The 23,834-nt window shown below is 59.5% G+C and carries 24 protein-coding genes, 1 tRNA gene and 2 pseudogenes; 5 read left to right on the top strand and 22 right to left on the bottom strand.

The features are described from left to right. The 3 genes and pseudogenes from PMI31_RS01850 to PMI31_RS01840 form a co-directional block, all read left to right on the top strand. Positions 1–704 (top strand): annotated as a pseudogene (locus PMI31_RS01850) (L-seryl-tRNA(Sec) selenium transferase); the annotation flags it as partial. Then, on the top strand, positions 701–2,608 hold the full coding sequence (gene selB, locus PMI31_RS01845) for a selenocysteine-specific translation elongation factor (protein ID WP_008015848.1): 1,908 nt from the start codon (positions 701–703) through the stop codon (positions 2,606–2,608). The pseudogene PMI31_RS01850 and the gene selB, both read left to right, overlap by 4 nt. 32 nt (positions 2,609–2,640) lie before the next feature. Continuing rightward, positions 2,641–2,736, top strand: a tRNA-Sec gene (locus tag PMI31_RS01840). A 116-nt stretch (positions 2,737–2,852) separates the two neighbouring features. Here the strand turns inward: PMI31_RS01840 and PMI31_RS01835 are convergent. The 14 genes from PMI31_RS01835 to PMI31_RS01770 all read right to left on the bottom strand — a co-directional run bounded on the left by PMI31_RS01835 (position 2,853) and on the right by PMI31_RS01770 (position 16,681). Continuing rightward, entirely contained in the window at positions 2,853–3,143 is a 291-nt protein-coding gene (locus tag PMI31_RS01835) for a type II toxin-antitoxin system RelE/ParE family toxin (RefSeq protein ID WP_008015847.1), read from the bottom strand. Further along, complete coding sequence (locus PMI31_RS01830) at positions 3,136–3,381, bottom strand: type II toxin-antitoxin system ParD family antitoxin (RefSeq protein WP_008015846.1); 246 nt, start codon at positions 3,379–3,381, stop codon at positions 3,136–3,138. The genes PMI31_RS01835 and PMI31_RS01830 overlap by 8 nt, the downstream gene beginning before the upstream one ends. A 170-nt stretch (positions 3,382–3,551) precedes the next feature. After that, positions 3,552–4,862 (bottom strand): OprD family porin, encoded by a 1,311-nt coding sequence (locus tag PMI31_RS01825; protein WP_008015845.1) that lies wholly within the window; start codon positions 4,860–4,862, stop codon positions 3,552–3,554. A gap of 179 nt (positions 4,863–5,041) precedes the next feature. Then, positions 5,042–5,695, bottom strand: coding sequence for a hydrolase (locus tag PMI31_RS01820; RefSeq protein ID WP_008015844.1), 654 nt, complete (start codon positions 5,693–5,695; stop codon positions 5,042–5,044). 90 nt (positions 5,696–5,785) lie between these two features. Continuing rightward, entirely contained in the window at positions 5,786–7,264 is a 1,479-nt protein-coding gene (locus PMI31_RS01815) for a DUF1254 domain-containing protein (protein WP_008015843.1), read from the bottom strand. A 187-nt stretch (positions 7,265–7,451) separates the two neighbouring features. Beyond that, positions 7,452–8,519, bottom strand: a complete 1,068-nt coding sequence (locus PMI31_RS01810; RefSeq protein ID WP_008015842.1) for an alpha/beta fold hydrolase — start codon at positions 8,517–8,519, stop codon at positions 7,452–7,454. A gap of 163 nt (positions 8,520–8,682) precedes the next feature. Continuing rightward, on the bottom strand, positions 8,683–10,041 hold the full coding sequence (locus tag PMI31_RS01805; RefSeq protein ID WP_008015841.1) for an ATP-binding protein: 1,359 nt from the start codon (positions 10,039–10,041) through the stop codon (positions 8,683–8,685). Beyond that, positions 10,017–10,682, bottom strand: coding sequence for a response regulator transcription factor (locus PMI31_RS01800; protein ID WP_008015839.1), 666 nt, complete (start codon positions 10,680–10,682; stop codon positions 10,017–10,019). Before PMI31_RS01800 ends, PMI31_RS01805 begins: the two co-directional genes overlap by 25 nt. 86 nt (positions 10,683–10,768) lie before the next feature. Beyond that, the gene (locus PMI31_RS01795) at positions 10,769–11,203 is read right to left on the bottom strand and encodes a hypothetical protein (RefSeq protein ID WP_008015838.1); all 435 of its coding nucleotides are present in this window, start codon (positions 11,201–11,203) and stop codon (positions 10,769–10,771) included. A gap of 27 nt (positions 11,204–11,230) precedes the next feature. Then, positions 11,231–11,995 carry a COG4705 family protein gene (locus tag PMI31_RS01790; protein WP_008015837.1) on the bottom strand — a complete coding sequence of 255 codons (765 nt, stop codon included), beginning with the start codon at positions 11,993–11,995 and terminating at the stop codon, positions 11,231–11,233. A 389-nt stretch (positions 11,996–12,384) separates the two neighbouring features. After that, entirely contained in the window at positions 12,385–12,699 is a 315-nt protein-coding gene (locus PMI31_RS01785) for a winged helix-turn-helix domain-containing protein (protein ID WP_008015836.1), read from the bottom strand. 712 nt (positions 12,700–13,411) lie between these two features. Next, a complete protein-coding gene (locus tag PMI31_RS01780; RefSeq protein ID WP_008015835.1) occupies positions 13,412–14,395 on the bottom strand; it encodes a fatty acid desaturase family protein in 984 nt (327 codons plus the stop codon). 65 nt (positions 14,396–14,460) lie between these two features. Further along, positions 14,461–15,519: a hypothetical protein gene (locus PMI31_RS01775; protein WP_008015834.1), complete on the bottom strand. Its 1,059-nt coding sequence runs from the start codon at positions 15,517–15,519 to the stop codon at positions 14,461–14,463. A gap of 736 nt (positions 15,520–16,255) precedes the next feature. Next, entirely contained in the window at positions 16,256–16,681 is a 426-nt protein-coding gene (locus PMI31_RS01770) for a GNAT family N-acetyltransferase (protein ID WP_008015833.1), read from the bottom strand. Positions 16,682–16,750: 69 nt separating this feature from the next. On the opposite strand from PMI31_RS01770, the gene PMI31_RS01765 reads away from it, so the two are divergent. Then, positions 16,751–16,954 (top strand): hypothetical protein, encoded by a 204-nt coding sequence (locus PMI31_RS01765; RefSeq protein ID WP_043302128.1) that lies wholly within the window; start codon positions 16,751–16,753, stop codon positions 16,952–16,954. On the opposite strand, the gene PMI31_RS01760 is transcribed toward PMI31_RS01765, so the two are convergent. From PMI31_RS01760 to PMI31_RS01750, 3 genes are all read right to left on the bottom strand, one after another. Then, positions 16,955–18,010, bottom strand: a complete 1,056-nt coding sequence (locus PMI31_RS01760) for a YkvI family membrane protein (protein ID WP_008015832.1) — start codon at positions 18,008–18,010, stop codon at positions 16,955–16,957. A 96-nt stretch (positions 18,011–18,106) separates the two neighbouring features. After that, the gene (locus PMI31_RS01755) at positions 18,107–18,487 is read right to left on the bottom strand and encodes a RidA family protein (protein WP_008015831.1); all 381 of its coding nucleotides are present in this window, start codon (positions 18,485–18,487) and stop codon (positions 18,107–18,109) included. 27 nt (positions 18,488–18,514) lie between these two features. Then, positions 18,515–19,651, bottom strand: a complete 1,137-nt coding sequence (locus PMI31_RS01750; protein ID WP_008015829.1) for an NAD(P)/FAD-dependent oxidoreductase — start codon at positions 19,649–19,651, stop codon at positions 18,515–18,517. Positions 19,652–19,843: 192 nt separating this feature from the next. Between PMI31_RS01750 and PMI31_RS01745 the strand changes: the two genes are divergently transcribed. Next, a complete protein-coding gene (locus PMI31_RS01745) occupies positions 19,844–20,458 on the top strand; it encodes a helix-turn-helix domain-containing protein (RefSeq protein WP_008015827.1) in 615 nt (204 codons plus the stop codon). A 55-nt stretch (positions 20,459–20,513) separates the two neighbouring features. Here the strand turns inward: PMI31_RS01745 and PMI31_RS01740 are convergent, their stop codons facing one another. The 5 genes and pseudogenes from PMI31_RS01740 to PMI31_RS30645 all read right to left on the bottom strand — a co-directional run. Continuing rightward, on the bottom strand, positions 20,514–21,017 hold the full coding sequence (locus PMI31_RS01740) for a TolC family protein (RefSeq protein WP_274517733.1): 504 nt from the start codon (positions 21,015–21,017) through the stop codon (positions 20,514–20,516). A 61-nt stretch (positions 21,018–21,078) separates the two neighbouring features. Beyond that, on the bottom strand, positions 21,079–22,035 hold the full coding sequence (locus PMI31_RS01735; protein ID WP_008015824.1) for a 2-hydroxyacid dehydrogenase: 957 nt from the start codon (positions 22,033–22,035) through the stop codon (positions 21,079–21,081). Positions 22,036–22,068: 33 nt separating this feature from the next. Then, positions 22,069–22,827: an SDR family oxidoreductase gene (locus PMI31_RS01730; protein WP_008015822.1), complete on the bottom strand. Its 759-nt coding sequence runs from the start codon at positions 22,825–22,827 to the stop codon at positions 22,069–22,071. Positions 22,828–22,869: 42 nt separating this feature from the next. Beyond that, complete coding sequence (locus PMI31_RS01725) at positions 22,870–23,562, bottom strand: fumarylacetoacetate hydrolase family protein (RefSeq protein ID WP_008015821.1); 693 nt, start codon at positions 23,560–23,562, stop codon at positions 22,870–22,872. 99 nt (positions 23,563–23,661) lie between these two features. Next, a pseudogene (locus PMI31_RS30645) lies at positions 23,662–23,834 on the bottom strand (MFS transporter); the annotation flags it as partial.

The raw sequence follows: 23,834 nt of genomic DNA, 5'->3' as shown, positions 1-23,834 counted from the left end.
CCGCCGAACTGGCGCAACTGGCACACCGGCACGGCTTGCCGCTGCTCGAAGACCTCGGCAGCGGCAGCCTGCTGGACTTGACCCGCTGGGGGTTGCCCGCTGAACCGACGGTGCGTCAGGCGCTGCTCGATGGCGCGGACATCGTCACCTTCAGTGGCGACAAACTGCTCGGCGGACCGCAAGCCGGGCTGATAGTCGGCCGCCAGGAACTGATCGCCAGGATCAAGAAAAACCCGCTCAAGCGTGCGCTGCGGGTCGATAAAATGACCCTGGCGGCCCTGGAAGCGGTGTTGGCTTTGTACCGCAACCCGGACCGACTGGCCGAGCGCTTGCCCAGCCTGCGCCTGTTGACCCGGCCACAGGCCGATATCCTCGCCCAGGCCGAGCGACTGCGGCCGGCGCTGGCCCAAGTGCTGGGTGAGGGCTGGAGCGTCAGCGCCATGCCGGCACTGGGCATGATCGGCAGCGGCAGCCAACCGGTGGCGCGGCTGGCCAGCGCGGCGCTGTGCCTGCGTCCGCTGACGTCCAAGCGCTTGCGCGGGCGGTCGCTGTTGACGCTGGAAGCAGCCTTTCGCGCCTTGCCGATTGCGGTACTCGGGCGCATTGACGATGACGCCCTGTGGCTGGACCTGCGGCAACTGGACGACGAGCCGGCATGGCTGGCACAGCTCGATCAATTGCAGACGGAGGGCCGGGCAGGGTGATTGTCGGCACCGCAGGGCACATCGACCACGGCAAGACGGCGCTGCTCCAGGCGCTCACTGGCCAAGCGGGTGACCGACGCCGGGAAGAGCGTGAGCGCGGCATGACCATCGACCTCGGCTACCTGTATGCCGAGCTGGAACCGGGAGCGGGCTTGACCGGTTTCATCGACGTTCCCGGGCATGAACGCTTCACCCACAACATGCTTGCCGGGGCACAGGGCATCGATCTGGTGTTGCTGGTTGTGGCCGCCGATGACGGGGTGATGCCACAGACCCGCGAGCACCTGGCGATTGTCGAGTTACTGGGTATCCCGCGGGCGCTGGTGGCGATCAATAAGTGCGACCGGGTCGACAGCGCCAGGGTGCAGGTCGTGCGCGATCAGGTCCGCACCTTGCTCGCGCCCGGGCCGTATGCCGATGCGCCGCTGATGGCGCTGTCGAGCTCCACCTGCGAGGGCATCGAATCCTTGCGCAAGGCGTTGCTCGATGCCCAGCGTGAGGTGGCGCAACGCAGCACTGAAGGTGGGTTTCGCCTGGCGATCGATCGGGCGTTCAGCGTGGCCGGGGCCGGTATCGTGGTGACCGGTACGGCGCTGTCCGGCCAGGTCGCGGTGGGCGATACCTTGCTGCTGGGGCCACAAGGCAAACCGGTGCGCATTCGCGGTCTGCACGCGCAAAACCAGGCCGCCGACCACGCCGTTGCCGGCCAGCGCGTGGCATTGAACCTGAGTGCCGAACGGCTCGCCCTGGAGCACATCCATCGCGGTCACTGGTTGCTGGCTGCCGGCTTATACGCACCGACCCAACGCCTGGACATCGACATGCAGCTGCTCCCCAGCGAACCCCGGGCCTTCGAGCACTTTCAACCGGTGCACGTGCACCTCGGCACCCAGGACGTCACCGGTCGAGTCGCATTGCTCGAAGGCGTCAGCCTGGCGCCCGGTGGACGGATGTTCGCGCAACTGCTGCTCAATACACCAGTGCAGGCGGTGAAAGGCGACCCGCTGATCCTGCGCGATCAGAGTGCCCAGCGCACCCTGGGTGGCGGCCGGGTGCTGGACCCGTTTGCACCCGCCCGGCAACGTCGCAGCGCCGAACGATTGGCGCAACTGCAGGTGCTGGCTAACAGCGCAAAGCTGGAAGATGTGTTGCCGGCATTGCTGGCCCACAGCGACAGCGGGCTCGATCCGCAGCGCCTGGTGCGGCAGTTCAACCGACCACGCAGCAGATGGGTGTTGCCCGCTGATGTGCGCTTGATCGACACCCGCCAAGGCGCGTTGCTGTTCAGTGCCAGCCGTTGGGAAGCCCTGAAGGTTGCAGTGCTCGGGCACCTCGAGCGTTTCCATCAGCTTGAAGCGGATCAGATGGGGCCGGACCGGGATCGCCTGCGCCGATTCACCGGTAGCGAGATGGAGCGCTCGACATTCATCAGTCTGCTCGACGAATTGCTGGCCAGCGGCGACATCGCCAGCAGCGGTCCGTGGTTGCATCTGCCCGGGCATCAGGTGCGTTTGAGTGAAGAGGACGAAGCCCTGTGGCTGCAATTGCAGCCGTTGTTCGAACAGGCGGGCTTCGCTCCGCCGTGGGTGCGCGACTTGGGGCATGACGAAGCGGCCGTGCGCGGGCTGCTACGCAAAATGGCGCGCCTGGGCTTGATGCACCAAGTGGTGCGGGACCTGTTTTACACCGACAGCATGATTCGCCGATTGGCGGCTATGCTGTTGCAACTGGCGGACGCTAACCCGGTGATTCAGGTGGCGGCGTTTCGTGATGCGGTGGGCCTGGGACGCAAGCGCAGCATTCAGATACTGGAGTACTTCGACCGTATCGGCCTGACCCGGCGCTTTGGCGATCGTCGGCAGGTTCGCCCGGACAGTGCGTTGGCCCAGCGCACTGAGCTCTGATACCAGGGCATGATTCAGGGGCATGGTTTCAAGGAAGGCAATCGCGCCCGGTGGCGCGGCCGGGCTTCAAACCCGGTTGGGGACGGCATCCGTTCCCGGGCAGGTTCGACTCCGGCTGCCTTCCGCCAATCAACCCCAAACTTACTGATTCAACCGAGTCCCCTGTGTGCGAGCCTGCTCGCGATGGCGGTGGGTCGAAGCAACGCATTCGTCCAGTTTTTACACGGGGTTGCGAAATGGATCGTCAGAGATTGCGCTGCGCTTCCATCCGATCATGAAGGACCCTGATGATCGCAATTCCGTACGCAGTGATTCGAAAATAGATCATGTGCCGCTCCACGCTGCAGCGCCGATAACCAGGACGGATAGTGTCGCAGGCCGGCGCCTTTTTCGGGCGCTCGGCCAATTGCGCAAATGCTGAGGTAAGGATGTCAATGTAGCGATTGGCCTGATCCAGGCCCCACTGGCGAGCGGTGTAACTCCAGATTGCCTCAAGGTCACCCTCTGCGGCAGGCGTTAGACGATATTCAGCCATGCGTGGTTAACATTCTCTGTTTGAATGCAGCTGGATCGAATGGGCGAGGTTTTCCGCTGGATTCACCTTCGAGAAGGGCGGCACGGATCGTTTCGAGTTCAGCGCTGCGCTCCTGTTCACGACGGATCAGATCGCGAATATATTCGCTGTCGTTGGTGTAATGGCCCGCTTCTATCTGCGCTTTGATCCAGTTGTCTTGCTGGTCAGTCACGGTGATGGTTTTTCGTACGGTTCCCATGATTGGGCCTCCACGGAGATGGTCGACTGCGTGCAAATTATCATACTATTGGTGCGGTATCGAGCAGTCGAACCTCTATTGCGAACCATCCAATCCGAACAGAATTTGCAGCTTTGCGGCAAGCCTGCTCCAACAATTGAATGCATTCCAAACATTTCCGAGTGCTTTTCTCAGAATCCCAGCGGGTACTGAATCACTGCATATATCCGGTCTATGTCATCGCCGGCCTGGGCCGCGTTCGCCCGGTGCGACACATGGGACAGTTGCAGCGACAAACCTTTGGCCGTCCCGGACTGCACGACGTAGTGCAGGTCGATGTCGCGCTCCCAGTGCTTGCCCCCGGCACCTTGTTGCGGCACGAAGGTGCCGGTCGCCGGGTCGAACGGGTTGTAGGCGCCGCCTTGTGGCGCATGCGTGCCGTCGATCTGGTCGCCGGTGACGTAGCGGGTCATGAACTTCAGGCCGGGTATGCCGAAGGTGGCCAGGTCCAGGTCGTAACGAACCTGCCAGGAGCGTTCGTGGGCGCCATTGAAGTCGGCGAACTTGATCGAGTTGGCCAGGTAGATGGAGTCGCCACCGACAAAATCGAACGGCGTATCACCGTCGATCTTCTGATAGGCCAGGGTGAAACCATGGGCCCCCAGCGTGTATTGCGCGGACAGGCTGTACGCGGTGTTGTCGATGGCGCCGGCCAGCGCCTGGCCAGTGTCCTTGGTGTGATAGAGGTTGGCATCGATGAACACTTCGGACTGCTTGAAGTGCAGGTTGCCGTAGTACTGGTGCCAGGTGTCGGTCAACTCCGAGGCGTACAGCGCGCCGCCGACCGGGCTTCGGGTAAACAGGTCAGCGCCGACGAACGAAATGCCGCCGGCCTCGGTGTTGGCGCCATAACCGAAAAAGTCGCCCTTGCCTGAAGCACTGTCCTGATTCTTGAACGCCGTAAAGTGCCCGGCTTGCAGGTTCATGCCGTCGATTTCGCGACTGTTGAGCAGAAAGCCGGTGGCGTACTCCGGTTGCAGGCGCTTGTCCGCGGTGTCGAATACCGGGGACTCGACGATCATTTCGCCAAACGCGAGGGTGGTTTTCGAGGCCTTGAGCTTGATCGCGCCGCCACCGCTGGAGTAGTCGCTTTCACTGCGGCCATCACTGCCCACGGGCAGCAAACCGGTTCCGGCATGGCCCTTACCGCCATCGAGTTTCAAGCCCAGAAAGGCGTGGGCATCGAGGCCGAAGCCGACCGTACCCGGTGTAAAACCGGATTCAAAAGCGCCGATAAAGCCCTGAGCCCACTCGGCTTTGTAGTTCTTGCCGGTCGGCGAGGGGGATCGATAGTCGCTGTTCAGATAAAAGTTTCGACTGAGCACGCCAAGCGTTGCGCCATCCAGAAAACCCTGTGCCGATTCATCCGCTACCGCGTTCCCGGCCGTGCTGGCGAGCAGCAGCGTTAGCCAGAACGGTAGGTGTTGTGAGCCACACTTCATCAATCGTTCACCACAGGCACAGCGACTGCGGGCGATGATTCGTTGTAGGAGCGAGCTTGCTCGCGATGGTCTCAAGTGCGCCGCGTTTAGCCAGTAATCACGCGTAATCGTTAACGACCTTCGCGAGCAAGCTCGCTCCTACAGGCGTCCGCCCGCAGTCGCTTGTTTTTCCGAGAGCCTTAGTGGCCTTCCGAGGCACCAAACATGGTCTTGGCATAAATCAGGCCCAGACCGTAGGAACCGCCGTTGGCAATCGAGGTTTTCACCGTTTCGTCGTACGTCTCGCTGCGGGCCCAGTCACGTTGCAATTCCAGCAGGTATTGCAGCGAGGTCATCGGCCGGGCGCCGATCTGGATCATGCGCTGCATGGCCATTTCATGGGCTTCGGTGCTGACGTCGCCGCAGGCGTCGGCAATCACATACACCTCGAACCCCTGGTCAATCGCCGACAATGCCGGGCCAACGATGCAAACCGACGTCCACAGGCCGGCGAGGACAATCTTCTGCTTGCCGATGGCGTTGACTTCCACGGCAATGCGCTCGTCTTCCCAGGTGTTCATGCTGGTGCGATCGATCACGTTGTGCTCCGGGAACACCGCCTTGATTTCGTCGAAGATCGGCCCGGAGAAACTCTTCTCGGCGACGGTGGTGAGGATGGTCGAGACCTTGAAGCCACGCGCTGCCTTGGCCACCAGTGCGGCGTTGTTGCGCAGGGTCACGGCGTCGATCGACTTGGTCGCGAAGGACATCTGCGACTGGTGGTCGATCATGATCAGGGTGTGGTCGGTCGGGGTCAGCAGGGTTTTACCGGGAACTGCTTTTGCAATGGCCATGACATGGTCCTTACAAGGGGAGTGAGGGCGCCATGGTGACGTAGATCAGGCCGGGATTATTGAATTGGTGTGCTGTCTTTCCAATCCTGCTCAGTTCGCCTTCACCACGGTCGGCGGGGTCCATTGACCGTCAAGTGCATCGGACTCCGGCCAGTAGGCCCGCATGTACAGCGAAAAGTTGGCGTCCTTCGGTGAGGGCAGCCAGTTGCTCTCCTTGTCCTTGCCCGGTGATTCGCTTTGCACATACAGGGTCAGCGAGCCATCAGGGTTGGTTTGCAGGGACTTGTTCCTGGTGCCGATGGAATAGCGTTTGAGGGCATTGGGGGCGAAGAAGTGTTGTTCGTTGTACAGCGTCAGCGACCAGAAGCCCCTGACCGGCGGCATATCGCGCTTGGCGAACGTCACGCTGTAGCTGTACCGGCCGTTGAGGCGCAGGCCGTTTTCGTCCAGGTCCTGGTAGAAGTACTTGGTCTCTTTCTGCCGATTCACGAATATGTTCGAACGCGCCACGGCGGTACGGCTGAAATAGTCGGTGCCGAACGCTGCGCCGTTACTCACCGTGCTCCAGTGATCCGGCAATTGCAGGCCAAAGTTACGGAACTGCAACAGTGGGTCGATCACTTCGCGGTCGGCCTTTTTCGCCTCGTCGATCATCGCCGCCCGAAGTTGTGGATCGGCCTTGGCGATGGCTGCCAGGGCGGTCATTTGTGCGTAGCGGACTTCTTCACCCGGCAACGGCTTGGCGTCCTTGAGCAGGGCCGGCAGTTCGTCGAAAAACTTCTCCGGCACCACCCATCTGGTTTCGGCGTCGCCCTCGGCAGCCTGGGCCGGGAATTTCGCTTGTTTTTTCCAGTCGCGTTTTTTGGCCTTGCCGTCGTATTGCGACAGTGGGTACATGTCGATGCCCGACAGGGCCGGCTGTACGGCCAGGCGGTCTGCGGCGGTGTCGTCCTGAAAGACCCGCGGAATCACGAACCCGGTGTTCGTGCGCGACCGGTATACCCGGGTAATGCCGGGCGGCACCTTGCCGTTCCAGTCCGGACCGACCAACAGGTAGAAACCTGGTTGGGTGTTATACATTTTGCCCAGTTCGGCGAAGCTGTCGGAACGCAGGTCCACCACCTGATACACCCAGAAGCGGCCGTCGAAGTCCGGCACTTGCAGCACCACCGGCTCAAGGTCCAGGGCGATGCTGCCGGCGCCGTACACCACGTCCTGGTCGGGACAGGCCACCAGCCGCTGGGCCGGGTCGATGTAGTCGGTGAGCATCGACAACCGGTTGATCGGGGCCACGGGCACAATGCCAGCCATCAAGCCGGGCCCGGGCAGGTCCTTGAATGCCTGGCGACGATTGAAGATGTTGGCCATCGGCCAAGCCCAGAAATACGCCTCGCGCGCCATCATGCGCACGTACGGCTCGGTGACTTTTGTGCCGGCGACGGGGCCTGGGACCGGACTGGCGACGGTGGCCTGGACAGCGCGGCTCTGGGCACCCATCAGGGGGGTGGCGGCGAGCGTACTGGCCACAGTAAAGGCAAAGAGGGCGTGGCGCCGGGGCAAACGAATCATGAAGCGTCCTTACCTGATAGCCGTCACCCGATGCAGGCGGGTTGCTGAAAAGATAGCTCAGGTTTGCCGCAGCGATGAGGGGAGGGATGTTAGCCATCGACCTCGATAAAAAACGGCCCGTTTACGCAAACGAGCCGTGCGGTGAAGGTCGCTGTTCGAGGGAAAAGCGCGTAAACCGAATCAGCCCTCAAAGATGGTCCGCATCGATCACAGCCTTGGCGAACGCCTGCGGAGCTTCCTGCGGCAGGTTGTGGCCGATGCCGCCGCTGATCAGCCGGAACTCGTATTTGCCGGTGAAACGCTTGGCATAGTCTTCCGGCGCAGGGTGTGGTGCGCCGTTGGCATCGCCTTCCAGGGTGATGGTCGGCACGCTGATGGACGGCGCCTTGGCCAGTTTCTGCTCCAGTGCTTCGTATCGGCTTTCGCCCTGGACCAGGCCCAGGCGCCAGCGGTAGTTGAACATGGTGATGTCGACATGGTCCGGGTTGTCCAGTGCCCTGGCGCTGCGGTCGAAGGTGGCGTCATCGAACGCCCATTTCGGCGAAGCCAGTTGCCAGATCAGCTTGGCGAAGTCGTGGGTGTTTCTCTCGTAACCGGCGCGTCCGCGGTCAGTGGCGAAGTAGAACTGATACCACCACTGCAATTCCGCCTTGGGTGGCAGCGGGTTCTTGCCGGCTGCCTGGTTGCCGATCAGATAACCGCTGACCGAGACCAGTGCCTTGACCCGCTCCGGCCACAGCGCCGAGACAATGTCGGCCGAACGCGCCCCCCAGTCATAGCCACCGAGCACCGCTTGTTTGATCTTCAGCGCGTCCATGAAGTCGATGACATCACTGGCCAGCGCAGCCGGCTGGCCGTTGCGCTCGGTTTCTTCGGACAGGAAACGCGTATCGCCATAGCCGCGCGCATAGGGCATCAACACCCGATAGCCCTTGGCGGCCAGCAACGGCGCGACCTCGTCATAGCTGTGAATGTCGTACGGCCAGCCGTGCAACAGGATCACCACCGGACCGTTGGACGGGCCAGTTTCGGCATACGCCACGTCCAGCAGTCCGGCGCTGACATGCTTGAGCGGGCCGAAGGGCAAGGGCGCCGCCTGCGTGGTGCCGGCAGGGCTCGCCGTTGGCTGTGCGGTGGCAGCCGTTTGTGCGTGGGCCGCACCGAGTACACCGAACAGCGCAAGCGCGAGGATCGAAGGGCCGACCAGGTGACGGCGAGTGTTGCGGGGTTTGCTGTTGCGCAGTGCCATTTTCATGGGAAGTCTCCATTACCAGCCATGGGTCAGGGGGCCCGTCTGAGCCCCTTCAAACCTAGCTTTCATTGAAACGCGGCAACGTATCCGGCCTGTGTCGAATCGACGGCCGGATGAAAGTCTGTGTATCGGGCAGTCGTGCTGACACACTGTGATACACAGAAGCTTAGCGTGAGCCTCTTGGTAACCCGATCGCAACACATAAACCGCTTTTATCCGCCTCATTCGAGAATCCTAGATGCAGGCGAGCCCCGGTACGTTCAGCGATGGCCTTGACGATGGACAAGCCGAGCCCTGAGCCTGATTCTTCGTTGCCCACGCTGCGATAGAACGGGTCGAACACACGCATTTGTTCATCGGCGGTGATACCCGGCCCGGAATCCTTGACCTGAAGAATCACCGATTCCTGTGCGAGCTGCACCGACAGGTCGACGCGTCCGCCGCAAGGGGTGTAGCGGATCGCGTTGTCCACCAGATTCTTTACCAGGATCAGCAGGTCCATTTCATTGATGACGACCTGCACGTCTTCGGTGCTTTCAACACCGATGTCGATGTTCTTGCGCTCCGCCAGGGGCAACAGGTCCTCCAGCACCTGTCGATAGACCTCATGCACCGAAACCGTGGACTGCGGCCGTTCGGTGTTCGATTGCGCGGCGGCCAGGGCCAGCAACTGATCGATCAGCTTTCTGCTGCGTTCTATGCCGCGCGACAGCGGCAGCAGGCGCTCGACGGCTTGCGTCGGCATTGGCGTGGCCTTCAGTCGCTCAGCTTGCAGGGACAGGGCGGTCATGGGCGAGCGCAGTTCGTGGGCCGCATCGGCGATGAAGCGGCGCTGGTTTTCCATGGACTGCGCAACCCGCGCCAGCAAGCGATTGATGGCCACGACGAAAGGACGGATCTCGGTTGGCAAATGGTGTTCGTCGACCGGGTGCAGGGCCTGTTTGTCCCGTCGATCAATTTCGTCGGACAGGGTCGCGATGGGACGAAACAACTTGCGCACCAGATCACTCACCACCAGCAACAGCACGGGAAACAGAATGAGAAACGGCAACAAGCTGCGCAAGGCACTCTCGCGCGCCTCCTTGTCGCGAACACCTGTCTCCTGGGCGACGACGATGCGCTCGCCACGGGCGGTGGTCCTGACCAGCGTGCGAAAGTCTTCGCCAGCAATATTCAAGGTCGACAGACCATCGGCAAGCGTCATGGGGAAGGGCAGCGGTATGACGTTGTCGTCAGTGGTGCCGATAGCTTTGCTGCTGTCGGCCAGGTATTGCACGATGACCCTGGATTCTTCGTCGTCGCCGGCGATTTTTTCAGCCGCGGGGTAGTGCAGAATCATCTGCTGTCGATCGAACAGGACGGCCACCTGACGCAAGGTTTCGTCCTGCATCTCGTGGGCCTCGTCGAGGGCCGAGACAAACGCAAACACCCCGGCCAGCACCGCCACGAGCAGGATGGCCAGCGACAGCGCGACCGACAGCCGTACCTGGACCGAGTCGCTCAGGCGCTTTTTGAAACCATCCATCCCATACCCCTGACGTTCTTGATGACCTGGTTGCCCAGCTTGCGTCGCAGCGAATGAATCAGAAACTCCACGGCGTTGCTTTCCACTTCGTTGCCCCAGCCGTAGAGGCGGTCTTCGAGTTCGCTGCGCGAGAGGATCGCCCCCGGGCGGATCAGCAGGGCCTGCAGCAGGGCAAATTCGCGGCTGGACAGTTGCACGCCGGGGTTTTGCGCCGTACTCGCCTGTTTCGACACCAGGTCCAGTGCCACCACGCCGTTGTCCAGCAATGACTGGGCGCTCCCGCCTTTGCGGCGCAGCACGGCGCGCATGCGGGCCAGCAGCTCCGCCATGTCGAAGGGTTTGAGCAAGTAGTCGTCGGCACCTCCGTCGAGGCCGCGCAGGCGATCGTCGAGGCTGTCCCGTGCGGTGATGATCAGCAGAGGCACCGGGTTGTTGCGGCCACGAATGCTGTCGAGCACATCGAGCCCGTCCTTGCCTGGCAACCCGAGGTCCAGCAGCACCAGGTCGTAGGGCTGGGTCTCCAGTGCCGAGAGTGCGGTAAGGCCGTTTTTCACCCAGTCGGTCGCGTAGCTCGCATCACTCAGTGCGCTGTGGATGGCGTCTCCGATCATCGGGTCATCTTCGACCAGCAATATGCGCATGTCCCGCTCCGAATAAAAAAGGCGCGGCGGTCTCGACCGTCGCGCCTGTATTGAAGCACCTGTACCGGTGTTTGTCCGCCCGGTTATTACGCGCCTTTCATCGAATCGAAGGCCCTCATCAGCTCGTCCATACGGGCCTTGCAATCGTTCTGTTGCGGATTGCTGGCGCGCAAGGCGTCGAGCGCGCGGTCAATGGCCTTGTCCACTACATGCCAGTCGCTGGCGGCGCGAGGCTTGATCCCGGCCTCGGCCGAGTCCCAGGCGCTCTCCAGGTCCTTGATGCGGGCTTTCGCGCCCTGCAGGTCGTTTTTATCGACGATCGCGGCAACGTCGGCGGCGATGGTGCGGAACTCGGACAGGTCACCCAGTTTTGAACCGGATTGGGTTTTTGCACTCATCGCACCGGATGTGGCGCCCGCAGCAGGTTTGTCGGCGGGTTTCGAGCAGCCGGCGGCGATGCTGAGCAAAAAAATCGACGAGACAATGGTGACGTGGCGAATGATTGTTTGAAAAGGGCGCATGACGATTCCTTGATGAGCTATTAGGTGTTACTGAGTGACGGGTTTGCGGTTGCCGACGCTGATCTGCGCGACCGCAACCAGCAGGACGATGACACACAGGAAAATCGCGCTGGTCCAGGTGGCGCCCATGCCGAGGCCACCATAGGTCTTGGACTGGGTCAGCAAATCGCCCAGAGAAGCACCGAACGGACGGGTCAGGATGTAGGCGATCCAGAAGGTCAATACCACATTGGCGCCCAGACGCCAGGCCACCAGGGTCGCGGCGATCAGCGTGCCGAAAATCACGGCGCCGAGGGTGAAGCCCAGGCCGAGTGCTTCGGTCGCGAGGTCACCAGCCGCCGTACCGAGGGCAAAGGTGCAGAGCACGGTCGTCCAGTAGAACCATTCCCGTCGTGGTGTGACGATCTCGCGTATCGACAGGTTGTGTTCCACCCGGTACCAGACGAGAAAGTTGAGTGCGAGCAGGACAGAAAACACGGCCGTGCTGGCGTACAGACTGACGTCGAGAACGTCGGTCAGGATGTCGGTGAGTTGCGTCCCGACGATGCTTACCAGCACCACGGTCAGCCAGTAGATCCAGGGTGAGCAGGCGGTTTTGCGCCTCTGTATGAACAGCGCGATGGCCAGCAATGTCGCCATGCCGACGCTGGTCCAGCCCAGGCCGAGGCCAGCATCGACTGCGAGAAAGTCCGCGCCGGTTTCACCCACCGTCGTGGACAGGATCTTGATCACCCAGAATGACAGAGTCACCTCGGGTACTTTGTTAAGCCATCCGGCTGTATCGGGTTTCATGGGCGGGTTGCCTCTCCTGTGCAGCACCGAACTGGCGCAAGGGAGACGATACGCAGCGAAACTTAGCTGAGACTGAGGGGCAGGGAAGTCAACCGGTTTCTGATACGGCTTCGAGGTCCAGGTTGACTTCAGGCCAACAAAACATGCTTTTGGCAGAACAGAGTACCGGGGCAGAATAAATGCCAACTCGACTGAAACACTTTTTAGTCGAGTTATATCGATAAGCGCTGCGAATGGCGGCCGATCTTCGGTCGTGGGAATCGGGGCTGATGTTTCACTCTGATCATCGGAGTAGGTACCCGGCAAAGGGCAATGGCACAACAGAAGAAGCGCAAACCGATATCGTGCGCTTCTTCATGTATTACAACCGCGCAAGGCTCTACTTGGTGTTATTGCTCGTGGGCGATTTTCTGGATCAAGCAATATCCTCGATTTCTAACAGCGCAGAACAATCGCTCGCCACTAGTGACTTTTTTGAACTTGTCTTGCAGGCGGCTAAGGCTCATCCCCAGGCCGCAGTACTTATCCGGCTCTCTACCGATGCTTCGAATCAAGTCCTCTTTGCTCACCACCCGGTCATCTGCTTGCACTAGAGTTTTTATCAAAACCGATTCGATGCCTGTGAGGATGACCTTTACATCATCCTTCACCAGCAACTTATGGCTGATGTCTAACTTCCAGTTTTCCTTACTGGGCACGGTCATTTGCAGTTCCTTCTGTTGAATGCAGGTTTTCACTTCCCCTGTATAGCGTTCCTCGCCATGCGTAGAGGCGTGCTCATCAGTTCAAATCGTACCCAGCGGTACGGATCAGGCCACGATCAAAAAACTGTTGAACACGCGTATTCAAAGATGCCACCAGAAACGATAATTTTGCAAGCTCATTGAAAATCAGAAAACCCTGTCTGTTATCTTTTTTCGGCGATGAAGGAAAGAATATATGGCGCGATATTCACGATCTACGGTCATATCTCTAGACCTAATTACACATTCTTTCCGTAAAGTTAATAGGCGATAGTTCTTGTCATTGCCGACGGCTCTATAAAATCCTGCGATTCATTCTTTTGTTTCTGAGATATTTTTTTTCGGTGATTTTGCGTTTTTTGTCGACTTTGGCTCAACCCGCTATAGCACTCCCTTACTAGCCGCAAGGGAGTGCTGAGCCACGCCATATTTTATGTGTAGGGGGTAATTTGCAAATGTCCGTTGATGGCGATGTTGAGGGGGTACCAACAAAATTTCATGTTCGAAGCGACAACGGTTAACCACGATCAACAAAAGAGAGTGCGACGCGCGAACAGTGCGAAACCAGTGCTCTGAGTGGAATGATCTGGTAACGCCCCAGCGAGCCTTTTGTGCCGAGGGACCGGCATTTTCAAGGTGGTTGTCGCGTCAACCGTCTAACCACTGACCCCTTTCAGGCTCGACGATCGAAAAAATGGCCCATCAGCTTCAGCAGCGGCCGGCGTCGATTTTTCCAGGCAAAGTCCCATTCATTGATTTGCGATGCCGCCGGGCTGTGTTGCTGTTGATTCAGCAGGCGGTGGACCTTGGACAGGCGATACCAGGGCACCGAGGGGAAGGCGTGGTGAACGACATGCAGGTTGAAGTTCAGGATAATAAAGCGCGACCAGAGCGGCAGGCTTTTGCAATCGTGGGATATGGCGTCCTGTTCCCAGTACTGAAGTCGATCGGCATCCTTGGGCAATAGCGGGGCCTCGGCGTGGTGGGGCAAGTTCAGCAACTCCACCATAAAAAAGAGAAACACCCATGTCACCAGATAAAAGACCACCAAGTCCGCCAGATGACCGAAGGCCAGAGCAACCCCGGCCATTACCAGGTAACCGACCAGGTAGATACGGGCGAAACGAATCTCTTTGATTATTCTCGCTGAGCTGTCTCCCTGGGTGCGTGCGACAAAGGGCGCTCGCCAGTTGGAGAGAAAATGGTTGGCGGCGATCATGGGGATCCAGTGCTTCCACATGAACTCCAGCCTCCGTTCCTGTTTCTTGGTCAAGACCGAGAACTTCTCGATCATGTTTTTGTTTTCCGGATCGTTGATCGGGTGGGCCGCCCAGGTGTGATGGGCCATGTGAAATCGGCGCCGCACCAGAAAGGGCAGAGCGATCAGCCCGCCGCTGAAATGGCCGATGAAGTTGTTGAGGCTGCGATTGTCGGAGGCCGCGCCGTGCAACGCCTCATGCAGGATAACGTAGACCTGCAGAACGGAAAATCCGGCCAATACCAAGGCCAGCCCTTGAAGGACTGTGGATGAACTCAGCCATAGGTTCCAGGCCAGGGTGAGAACCAGCAGGTCAACTACCCACAGTATGACTGTCCAAGGTTCTTTGGCGCCGTCAGGGATCTGTTTTCGAATAACAAGCCATTGCTCTTTGGTCATTTTCTGAAGTATCCAATAGTCATCCGTCTAAGGATGTATGGCGGTTGATTAGATAGAGTTCGTTTTTAATTGGGGCTGATATTGCAGAGATGTTTGGTCAGCCTGGAGTAGGCCTGATCAAAGAACATCACCTCGGCATCGAAGCCATGGCTTCGTGGCACCTGAGGGAAGTCCTGAAGCACCAGCAAGATGCAGTCGTATCTGGCGCCATCCTGCTGGTACCAGGCGGGGAGGTAGGCGGTAATCGAGAATCCCAGCCTGATCATGCTGCTGATAAGTTCCAGTTTGTCGGCAAGAACACAGGCACTGACGTACTCGGCACTTTTCCAGTGCTGCAGAAGTGCCTTGAGTTCATCCATGATTCCCTGTCCCGTTTCGCTTGTTCCAACATAACCGGACAGCATCAGGGCCTTGGCAGCAGGGTCGTAGGAGTAGAGAAGTGCCCCGTGCTGATCGGTCCCTTGTGGTCCGGTCAGGTAGGTGGCTGGATAAGCATCGGATACCGGTTCAAGACTCAGTGACTTGTACAGGTAGTCGCTGATGAACTCAGTGCCGGATTTGCTGGCATACCAGGGCGCTATATGACGGAAGCCGTCCGCGGCCCGAGGATGTATGGCGGTAAAGTGATATTCCCTTACGCCATCGACCATATCCGGGCCACCGTCATGGCCCACTAGCACGGCCGCTCTGATCTTCTTCATGACCGAGTGACTGGCTATATTCCGAGTGATATAGAACCCCAACTCGATGGACTCAGTGAAATGACTTCCCAAGCCGAGTCTTACCAGGCTGGATATGAGACCTGCTCTGCGGGTGTCTGGATGCACCATCCCGTAACACACTTCCCACGACTGGTTCCAGGGACGGCGGGCGATACATAAGCAACCCACAATCAGCGAGTCGATATCGACGATGAACCACTTCTGCAATCCGGAAATCATCGCGTTATAGATATGGATCGGATTCTGGCAGGGATGGGTTGTTTGCCCATAAGTAACACTGAATAACTCTGCGAGGCTGTTTACATCCTCGGTTTTCCCGGGACGCAGGATAAAACCAGGGGATTGCTGTTCGACGCCCAGGGGCAGGGGAGCTGCTTGATCCAGATAGTTAATTTCGGTCATGGCGGCACACCAAGTTTTAATGTTTGGTTTTTTATTTGTGACGAGCGAATGCAGTGCGTCGTTAGTGGCGCACGCAATAGAAGAGGGGCGTCAACTTGCAGGTAGCCGCGGTAGCTCTCTGCGAAAGTCAATATGCGAGTGGTCGGGGTTGTTCTGGTAGGCTTTTGCGGGGTTCATCTGTAGTTCATCCGTGATCGTGTACATCATGCAACTCCTGTTTCTAGCTCTGGCAGACTGGATTCCTTCCAATTAGCCGCAGATCGACTATAGATACCCATTGTGGGCTGTCAAATGGATTCGGTGAATTGATCGTGTACCCTCGATTCGGTGTCGTGACGTTTTGCCGCTAACGGCGTGGCTTGGCCCATCGTGTACACCTCTGACCGGCACCAGGCCCTGCTTTTGGCAGTGGATTCAACCGGTCGATGCAACACAACTAAATTCTGTGTAAGCAGAAGGCGTGTCGCCGTTGTGGGGGCCGGTGTCAGCAATGTGCAAGTCGGGGATCTCGTCGCCTATCTGCGTACGCAGGTAGGGGTTTTGTTTGTCCTCGAAGAAAGCATCCGGAGACTGGTACGGAGTACCCGCCGGGTTTGCGCCAGTTGTTGATTGCTCCTTGTCCGTCTTCCCATCGAAAATCACGGGCCCTTAACGACGCAAGGTCGGTTGGGCAGACGTTTACGCTGAAGCTAGCGCGACCTGTCGTTTTCCTTTCGCCATAGCTACATTAGTTAGATTAGGCGACCCAGCGCATCACCTTCTCAAGGTGACCAGTGTGTGCGTCCAGTTGTTCATTGAGAACTACAAAACCCTGGTTCTCATAGAAATGGATACTAGGTGCATTCGCCGAATATACAGTCAGTTGTAGAGTTGACTTAGATGCCATGGCGTCCGCGAGAAGCTGCGTACCTATACCGTCCCCCTGACGCTCAGGCGATACGAATAGCGCCGCAAGTGTGTCTCCATATACAGAGCAGAATCCTATTACCGTCCCGTCTGCCTCAAACACTCGGGACATGGCGCCGGGTAGGTAGACCTCACGCATAGCAGCAAGCTGGCTACGCCAGAATTCGGGGGCTATGAAGTGATGCGCCTGGATTGACGCTCGTAGCCAAATGTCCAATACGGGCTCTGGGTCAACGTTTCGAAAGTCGCGGATCATGAGGCCTCAACGATTGAGTTAGGAAGAAAACATTGTGCCAAATGCGTGCTCCGTGCAACGGACCTCCGTTTGCAGATCTACCTGGCACTGATTCTGATCGATCAGCAATACATGGGGGCTGAAACTGTGACCGCCAACGCCAGCACCGGTTTGCTCTGGGCGCTGACAGCCTATTTGGGCCGCTGGCATGAGTATCGCCCCGTACGGCCTGCCGATTCCGTCGATGGTCATGGCCGCACTTTTTTTGGGGCTCAGCACACCAATATTGACTGATTAAGCCTGGACCAGGCGCCCTACGCGTAACCAGCCAACGACCACTGCGCCAATCAACAAAAAACCCAGGTAGCCAAAGAGTGGATAGACCTGGCCCACCAGGCTCACAAATCCGACCAGGCTGCCGACGAAAGCCAGTGCGCCAGCGGCTGCTGAGCCGACGCGGAATTTGCGAGTGCCTGCTGGCAGTAGCCGAGCCGAAAAGGAATACAGGGTCCCGACGGCCGTGTTGACGATCATCAGGAAAATGATCGCCGCCATCAGCAGGCCGAGGACCGGCGAAACCTCCGTGGCGATGGACAGCATGGGCATTGGCAAGTCCGCCACGCTGTCCAGGCGTGACAGCAATCCCAAGCTCATCACCAGCATCAGCAGCCCCAGCAACGCGCCACCGAAAATGCCCCCCCAGATGGCCTGTTTCTCGGATTTCGCGGCACCGCCCATGATCGCCAGGAACGGCACCCCGGCGACGATGTTGTAAGACACGTACAACAACGCTCCCAGCAGCCAATGGCTCGCGCCAGCATCCTGCCGGCTGGCCAGTTGATTGAGCTCACCGAAACTCAAGCCCCGGGTGGCGACGCCATACAGGGCCACCGCTACCGCCGTCAGGATCAACAGCGGAGTGACGGCGCCGATCATCCCAATGACCTTCTGCACATCCAGGCACACGATGGCGACCACGATCAGGGTCACCGTCATGCTGCCGAACATGGCAGGGATACCGAACTGCTGTTCCAGCAAGGCGCCGCCGCCGGCCAACATGACCACGGTCACCGCAAACATGAAAAATGTGATCATCAAATCGACAAAGGTGCCCAAGTAGCGTCCGCACAGTGCATACACTACGTCCTTATGGGACTTCGCCCGCAGTCGGCTGCCCATGCCCGCCAACGCCATCCCGAGAAAGGTGAAGAGCGTGGCGCTGACCACCGCCCCGAGCAGTCCCCATACGCCGAAATCCACGAACATCAGCTGCAGCTCCCGACCGGAGGCGAACCCAGCGCCGACAATCACACCGACAAATGCGCCGGCTATTTTCAGACTTTCTTTCATGACGATTTCCCTCGAATTGTTTTTGTTATGGCTTATGGGAGCGACCACTGTTCATGGCCCTCCCGGGGCATCGCACTGGCAAACAGCAGGGGTGGATCAGCGGGCGCCGACCCAGGCCTGGACTTCGATCTCCACATCGACCCCCAGCGCAAACTGGGCGCCGCCGACCGTGGAGCGCACCGGGAAACCATTCTCGAAGTGGCGCTTGTACACCTCGTTGAAACCGGCGAAATGTTGCATGTCCGACAGCCACACCGTGGCCTTCACCACCTGATCAAAACCCACGCCGCATTCGGCCAGAGTCTCGCCGATGCGGGCCATGACAGCCTCGGTTTGCTCGCGGATATCACCGAGCACCACTTCGCCCTGAGGGTTCATCGGTACTTGCCCTGAGAGAAACAGAAAGTCGCCGACCCGAATGGCCTTGGAGAACGGATAGGGCAGGTGGCTGGGGTAGCGCTGAAAATTGTCAGACATGGTACGGAACCTCGTTGGGATGAATGATTAACGCAAGCGGCCAGGTGCCAGGCGTTGTGGTTCGACGCCCTGACGGCGCAGTGTTTCGGGCAGGGGCTGATCGAGCAATTGGGCACAGGCCAGATGCGATACGCCGGCCGCGGACTGAATGCCATAACCGCCCTGGGCCGCCAGCCAGAAGAAGCCTTCGCAGTGATCGTCCCAGCCGACCACCAGATCGCCGTCGGCGACGAACGAGCGCAGGCCGGCCCAACTGTGACGTGGGCGGCGGATGGTCAAGGAGGTGGCGGCCTCGATGTGGTAAATCCCGGTGGCGATGTCCAGCTCTTCGGGCATCACGTCCTGTGGCGGGACAGGGGCGGCGTTGGCTGGCGAGCCAAGCAACTGGCCGGCGTCTGGTTTGAAGTAAAAACTTTCGTCGATGCCGATCACCGCAGGCCATCGTGAGAAGTCCATGTCCTCAGGGCCGTCGAAGGTAAAGGCGGTACGTCGGCAGGGCTGCAACCCAATGGGTTTCACGCCGCACTGCTGCGCCACCTGGTCGGCCCAGGCACCTGCGGCATTCACCAGATTGCGTGCGCGCAACTGGCGGCCGTCGGTCAGTGTCAGGTGCCACTGACGGCCCTCGCGGGTGGCGACACTCAGTTGGGCATCGCACTGCAGCACACCACCGGCACGGCGCATGGCCCGCAAAAAACCTTGGTGCAGCGCGTGGACGTCCAGATCACGGGCGTCGGTTTCGAGCATCGCCCCGACAATCACCTCTGGGCGCAGGCAGGGCACCAACGCGAGGGCGTGCTCGGTATCAATCAATGAAACATTGCCAGCCTGTGCCAGGCTGGCATCGAAGGTTTGTTTCAGCAGGGATTGCTGCCCTTCACCTGCGACGTACAGACAGCCGCGAGGCTCCAGCAGCGCATGTTCGGTGAAGTCAGTTGGTGGTTGCTCATAGAAGTCCCGGCTGGCGCGGGTCAATGCCTGGATCTGCGGTGTGCCATAGCTTTCCATGAACATCGCGGCGGAGCGTCCGGTGGCGTGATAACCCGGCTGACTCTCACGCTCAAGCACCACAACGCGGGTTTGCCCAGCCAGGCGATAGGCCAGGGAAGCCCCCGCAATACCGCCGCCGATGATGGCGAAATCGAAACATTCGCTGTCGTACATGCCGAAGTACCTCCTTTCTGTGGGGGATGGGGAAGAAAGGTTCTCCCCTCTATTTTTATAATTCTCACATACGAGAAATATAAGATATGAGAATTTTCCAGTCAACCCATGACCCCGCGACCTTGAGGTATTATTCCAGCCCTTGCCTTGGCTCAGTCCCAGGCGCCGTTTTTTGTACGACAGAGAGTCTGCATGAGTTCCGATCGAGTCTCGTGTTCCACGGACCACCCCTTGATAGATCGCGCCCAGGTCGGTGCCCGCCTGCGTGTCATTCGCAAGAATCAGAAGTTGACGCTCAAGCAACTGTCGCAGCGTTCAGGCGTGGCGCTGTCGACCTTGTCGAAGATGGAGCTGGCGCAAGTGTCGGTGAGTTACGAAAAACTCGCGGCCGCAGCTCGGGCCCTGAGTGTGGACATTTCCCAGCTTTTCAGTCCGGCCAAGGCGGGCGCCAGCCCTGTGCAGCCCACGGTGGTCAGCACCGCCATCGACAGTGCGGCGGGTTACAGCACGGGCAATTACGAATATCACCCGATGGCGGGGGATTTCCCCGGGCGCAGTATGACGCCCATGTACGCACGGATCTGTGCGCGCGAGCTGAATCAGTTCGAAGACTACATTCGTCACCCCGGACAAGAGTTCGCCATCGTCCTGTCAGGTCGTGTGCGCATTCAATTCGAAACGGGTGAATCCCTCAGCATCGGCTGTCGCGAAACAGCCTATTTCAACAGCTCAATTGGTCATATTTATCTGGCTGAAAGCGAGGATGGCGCCGACGCTGAAGTGATGGTGGTGATGTCGGAGTACTGACACTGAGGGGGTACCTCAACGCACTGGAGGCTTTGTTGAGCCCGACGAATGCCGGCTAATGAACAGGCTCCAGACTCGCTCCGCCGACAGCCTTGTACAGCGCGACCACAGCCAGTGCTTGTTGCTCGACAACGTCCGCGGTGCTCAGTTGAGCCTCGCGCAAGGCCGTCGCCGCGTCGAGACGATCGAGCAGGTCCGTGACGCCGCGTTGGTACAGCGTATCGGCATGGGTGGCCGTGCGCTGGGCGGCCGCTAGACGAATCTCTTCCTCCATGGCTTTGCGGCGCCCGACATCAATGGCGTTGAGTGCATTTTCTGTATCTTCGATGCCTTCAAGCACTGCCAGGCGGTACGCAAAGATCGCTTCCGTCAAACCCGCTTCGCGCGCACTCACGATCGCGCGGCGTGCGCCCCAGTCCAGCAATGGAATGTGGATTGATAGCCCTGCAGATGCGATCGTCGCACGTTCGGCTAGAGGTGTGCCGAGCAGGCTGCCATTGGCTGTGATGTCTCCTACTAGCGTCATGCGCGGGTAGAGATCGGCGACAGCGATACCCAGCTCCGCACTGGCTTTGCCACCTCTGAAGGATCGCTAGTCCCCCAAGGTGGCCAACACTCAGTCAGTGAGTCACACACCCCTGCGGTATTCTTCCGGCAAAACTGTCAACCAGACTCGCCACCACCATCTCGCCCATTCGCGTTCGGGTCTGCAGCGTCGCGCTAGCGCGGTGTGGCTGCAGCACCACTTGCTCGTTGCCGTACAGCGCTTCGGGAACGTTCGGCTCATCGACAAATACATCCAACGCCGCACCTGCGATCTCACCTGCTTCAAGCGCAGACACCAGATCAGCCTCGTTGACGAGTTTCCCCCGAGCCACGTTGATCAAATACCCGCCCTTGCCCAGAGCTTGCAGCACCTGGGCATCGATGATGGCTTCAGCCTTGTCGGCGGCGGCCGCAAGAATCAGCGCATCACTGTCGTTGGCCAGTTGCTTCAGATCGGCGATGAAGGTGTGGTTTACATCGCTCATCGGCTGCAGATCGGTGTAACTGATCGGGCACCCGAACGCCGCCGCGCGGGTAGCAACCGCGCGGCCGACCCGGCCCATCCCGACGATGCCGATGCGCATGCCGGATACCTGACGGGCCAACGGCAACGGTGCCAACGGCGTCGCGCTGTGGGGCCATTGGCCCGAGCGCACGTAACGATCACTGGTGCACAGCCCACGACATACGGCAATCAACAATCCGATCGCCAGATCGGCGACATCTTCGGTCAGCGCTCCGATGGTCGCGGTCACGCGGATCCCGCGATCCCGGGCGTAGGCCAGATCCACCGCATCGGTGCCTACGCCGTTGACTGCCACTACTTCCAGGTTGGGCAGCTGCGCCATCAGCGCTTGGCTGATTCCGGTATGCCCGCCGGTGATCACGCCGCGAATGTTCACGCCATGCTCCTGCAAATAGGCTGGCTTGTCGGCCTGCTCGAAGTAACGTCTGACCGTAAACAGTTCATTGAGCCGGGTATTGATTTCAGGGATCAGGATCGGGCTGAGCTGCAAGACTTCTGGCTTCATGTAAACCTCGAATAACGAAATGGAATGGCGGGTTCAACCGCGACCGGCAAACGGCATGGCGGTGGCCATGACAGTCATGTTCAGGACGTTCGCCTCCAGCGGCAGACCGGCGATGTAGCGCACGGCATCGGCCACATGCTTGACGTCCACCATCGGTTCTACCGCGATGGTTCCATTGGCCTGGCGTACGCCTTTGGTCATGCGCACTGACATTTCCGTCAGGGCGTTGCCGATGTCGATCTGACTGCAGGCGATGTTGAATTCTCGCCCGTCCAGGGCCAGGGATTTGGTCAGTCCCAGCACAGCATGTTTGCTGGCGGTGTAAGCGCTGCTGAATGGTCGTGGGGTATGGGCTGAAATCGAGCCGTTGTTGATGATGCGACCGCCTTGTGGCTGTTGCCGGCGCATCAGTCCGAAGGCGCCGCGGGCACAGAGGAAAACGCCGTTGAGGTTGGTGTCGATCACGTTTCGCCACTGCTCGAACGTCAGTTCATCCAGTGGTACGGCGGGGGCATTGACCCCGGCGTTGTTGAACACGACGTCCAGGCGTCCGTACACCTCTGCGATCGTTGCGAACAGCGCATCGACACTGGCCGGGTCGCGCACATCGGTGGGCACTGCCAACGCTTCGCGTCCTTCGCTGGCCGCCAGTTCGACCAGGGCTTGCAATGGCTCCGGTCGGCGTCCGGCCAACACCAGGGTGAAGCCGTCGGCCAACAAACCGAGGGTCACCGCGCGGCCGATTCCGCTACCGGCGCCAGTCACCAGGGCTACTTTCAAAGGACTGTTCATGTTGTTTTCTCCTTATTCAATTCGAGGGGGCGGATGCCGGGATCAAGGACGCTGACCGACGCGCATTTCCAGTTGGCCGATGCCATCGATTCCGGCGTTGATAATGTCGCCGGGTTGCAGCACATCGACGCCTGCCGGGCTGCCGGTCATGATCAGGTCGCCGGCCCTGAGGGCGACGTATTGTGAGATGCGGCTGATGATTTCACTGACTGACCAGATCTGGCTGTCGAGGCTGTCGCGCTGGCGTTCCTCGCCATTGACGTTCAACCACAACTCCCCATCGGGATGCCCTGTGCGAGTGACCTGCACAATGGCGGTCATCGGTGCGGCACCGTCGAACACCTTGGCACCTTCCCAAGGCAAACCATTGCTCTTGGCCAGACGCTGGACATCGCGACGCGTCAGGTCAAGTCCGGCGGCGTAGCCCCAGACATAGGCCAAGGCCTGGCTTTCCGGAATATTGGCGCCACCTTCGCCAATCGCCACGACGAGTTCGATTTCGTGGGCGAATTCTTCGGTCAACGACGGGAACGCCACCTCACCCACGGCATCAACCACGTTGCTCGCCGGCTTCATGAAGAACACGGGCGGCTGACGGGATTGTCCTTGCGTGTCTGGCCAGGGGTAATTGCGGCCGACGCAAAATACCCGGCCAACGGGAAAGCGCTGCTGGCTGCCGGCAACCGGTAAAGTCACGGGCAAGTCCGGAGTGAATACGTATTCGGTCATAGTCATTTTTGTCGTTGTCCTGTTGGAAGCATCAGCCTACGGCGGCTTCGTTTTGCGAAGTTGGACGAAAGCCGCTTGATGTTGGAGAAAAACGCTTTTCTGAGCTCAGCGCGCCTTGAGCTCGATGCGATACAAGCGACCGAGCAGCAACGAATAAGACAAGGTGCCAATCAGCGCCACGCCGCCAATGAACCAGAAGGCGTAGGCAAACGAGCCGGTCGCGTGGACGATGCCGCCAATCACGATCGGGGTGACGATCCCGCCGATATTGGCGGCCC

The organism is Pseudomonas sp. GM55 (assembly GCF_000282395.1).
GTDB lineage: Bacteria > Pseudomonadota > Gammaproteobacteria > Pseudomonadales > Pseudomonadaceae > Aquipseudomonas > Aquipseudomonas fluorescens_CC.
The sequence above is the reverse complement of the archived record's forward strand: the minus strand, read 5'-3'. Positions and strand labels throughout refer to the sequence as shown.